Below are 2,701 nucleotides of genomic sequence, written 5' to 3'. Positions count from 1 at the left end.
ACCGTCAGCATGGCGTGCCGGTGATTTGAAAGGAAAAGGCCCCTGACAAAGCAGGGGCGAATAGGTATGGAGCAGTATGTTTATGCCTATGAATCAAGCAATTTCGGCTGCGTAGAGTGAGAAATCCTCCTTACCCAAGCCGGTTACCTGGGCCAGTTCATCCAGTGAAGAGAGCGCGGCAACTTGCTCACGGCCGGCAGCGCTACTCCAGTCATCATCATACCAGAGCTCGCCGTGGCCGCTATCTGTATTGAATGCTAAGAGATAGCCTTCCAGATCCTCCAGGGTTTCCTCTTCGTTGATAGTTGTCTCGTCGATAGCTTCCTGAAGCTGAATCAGCTTGCCATTATCGTCGGCAACAAGATCATCTAGTGTGTTGCGCTCGACGAAATTATCTTCTGGGAGCGGCGTGTCGCCGTCCAGTTCAGAATCGATGAACGTCATCAGGCCGTCGTTATCAAAGGCGATCTTGTCTCCTTCATCGTGCACAAAGTCGGTGATGGTGGTGGTGCCACGCGAAGAGCCGCTAAAGCCCAGCACAAAGGTATCGCTATCTTCATCGCCGCTTAGCTGGTTATCGCCGCCCAGAGCATAGATCCAGTCGTCACCCGCTCCCCCCTGAATAGTGTTATCCAGAGAGTTGCCAGTGAGTTCGTCGGCGTATACCGTGCCCACTAGGTCAGCGATAAAGTCGGCGCGGTAATCCTCTAGACTCGAGGTCAGCACTTCCACCAGGTTGGAACTATCACTTTCCAATTCCAACACGGCACCATAGCCTAGCTCATCGACCAATTCCTCATAGGTAGAAACCTCATAGCGGGTTACCGCAAAGATAGGGTAGATGCTGCTTTCTTCCAGGGCCTCCCTGACTTGATCGATAGAAGGGTAGTCCTCTCCGCTGCCTGCGGGGTCGCCGTCTAGAATCTTGTCACCATTGTTGGGCGCCAGCTCTGGATTGCGGCTGATGCCGTCGCCGGCCTGGTGATAGCTGGCATCCGTGAGCAGCACTAAAGCACGCAGGGCATCGGGGCGATAGCCAATGCCTGTGGCGTCCATATCGATGTTGCCTTCTTCATGGTATGCCAAGCTGTCTTCAGCACGCAGGGCTATCTGCAACAGCGATGTTAGTTGAGCCTCTGGGCCATCAGAACCCGACAATATTTCCATTTCCTCATAGGCCTGGCGTAGCACTTCCGGATCAAGAGATAGCGGAGCATCAGTGCGATACTCATAGTCGCTGTTTGCACCAAACGGCGACAGCGGCTTGTCGACATACGATGCGACTCCGAAGGTGCTGTTTGGCTGTATCTCACGCACACCGTTAATCAGGTCATCGATGAAGCCTGTCGTACGAATAGTAGAGAGGTCATCGCTGAAAGAGCCGGATAGATCCTGAGACAGCAGGATATCCAGTGGCTGTAGCCCCGTAGCGCCGGTGCCGGTGCCTAGCTGAATGCTGGCTCCTCCTGCTTCTACTCCTCCCGCTATGCTACCTCCTTCACTGAGGTCCAGACTGGCAGCCCCCTCGGCGAGTGAAAGATCCAGAGTGCTGTTGCGACCGCTATCGATAATCGTCTTGGTGCCTGATCCAGAAATCTGGTAAGTATCCTGACCGCCAAGACCTACCAGAACATCGTCACCGCCCAGCCCATCGATGATGTCGTCTTCGGCGGTACCGATCAGGTAATCATTTTCCTCAGTACCTCGAGTAACGCCGTCATCATCGGCTTCACGAGAAATGGTGTTGACAATACGAGCCTCGCTGGGATCTGTGCCATTCACAGCCAGTTCGGAGGTCAGCGTATAGCCGGACATGCTGCCCAGATCAGTGTCAGTTTTTAACGTCCCCGAGCCGCTCAGGATGCGTGCACCGCCTAGGCTGTCCAGGTCGTCAATTTCCAGTGTGACGCCTTCTCCTATTTCAAGCTCACCAATGAAGGAGAGGTCGATGCCGTCTTTCAGCGTGAAGGTGGTTGGCTCATCGCTATGAATTCTCAGTGTGCTGCTTCCATCACCGGTCAGCGTGAGAAAATCTTCCAGTTGGCTCGTGTCAAATGTCACATCAGAGCGAATTTCGACTTTGGAAACATTCGTTAGTGTATAGCTGCTTAGATCGGCCTTGCCGATGACATAAAGTGTATTGTCACCGCCGCCGCCTTCGATCACGCCTGCTCCACCATCGGCGTCTTCATTCAAGTTTTTGCCATTAAGCTCTGAGATAGGGAACCCCAAAGCATCTGTTGTGGCAGTCGAATCGACTTTGCCGCCACTGGAGACGTCGCCGATAATCACAAAGGTATCGTCCCCGGCACCGCCGAGCATTTGGTCAACGCCCGCTCCAGCACGAAGCGTTGCGCCATCGTCATCAGCACGGATAACATCTTGTCCACTGCCGGTGGTCAAGAACCCGGAGCCTATAGTCAAGGTCTCGCTTATGCTTTCATCGCTTTTATTGCTGGCCGTTAAAGTAAGCTCGACATTCTCATCGGCGCTTAGCGCCTCACCGTCACGCAGCTTAAGCTTGCCGTCGACGACTTCGAAGCGATCGTCGCCCGTCAGCTCAAAGTCATAGGTGCCACCTGAATCGGCACTAGCTACCTGCAGGCTGCCAATTTCGGCTCCAGCAGCCCCGTTCCTGATAACGTTGCCATCCAGCGCAATGGCCGTGGGTGTGGTGTCGGGCTCCGGTTCGGGTTCGGGC

1 pseudogene is annotated in these 2,701 nt (G+C 54.4%); it reads right to left on the bottom strand.

From position 1 onward, the window contains the following. Positions 1–93: 93 nt before the first annotated feature. A pseudogene (locus tag INT22_RS01685) lies at positions 94–2,701 on the bottom strand (hypothetical protein); the annotation flags it as partial.

Source organism: Halomonas sp. 3D7M, assembly GCF_014897885.1.
Lineage (GTDB): Bacteria > Pseudomonadota > Gammaproteobacteria > Pseudomonadales > Halomonadaceae > Vreelandella.
Note: the sequence above shows the minus strand (reverse complement) of the source record. Positions and strands in the feature narration are given on the sequence as shown.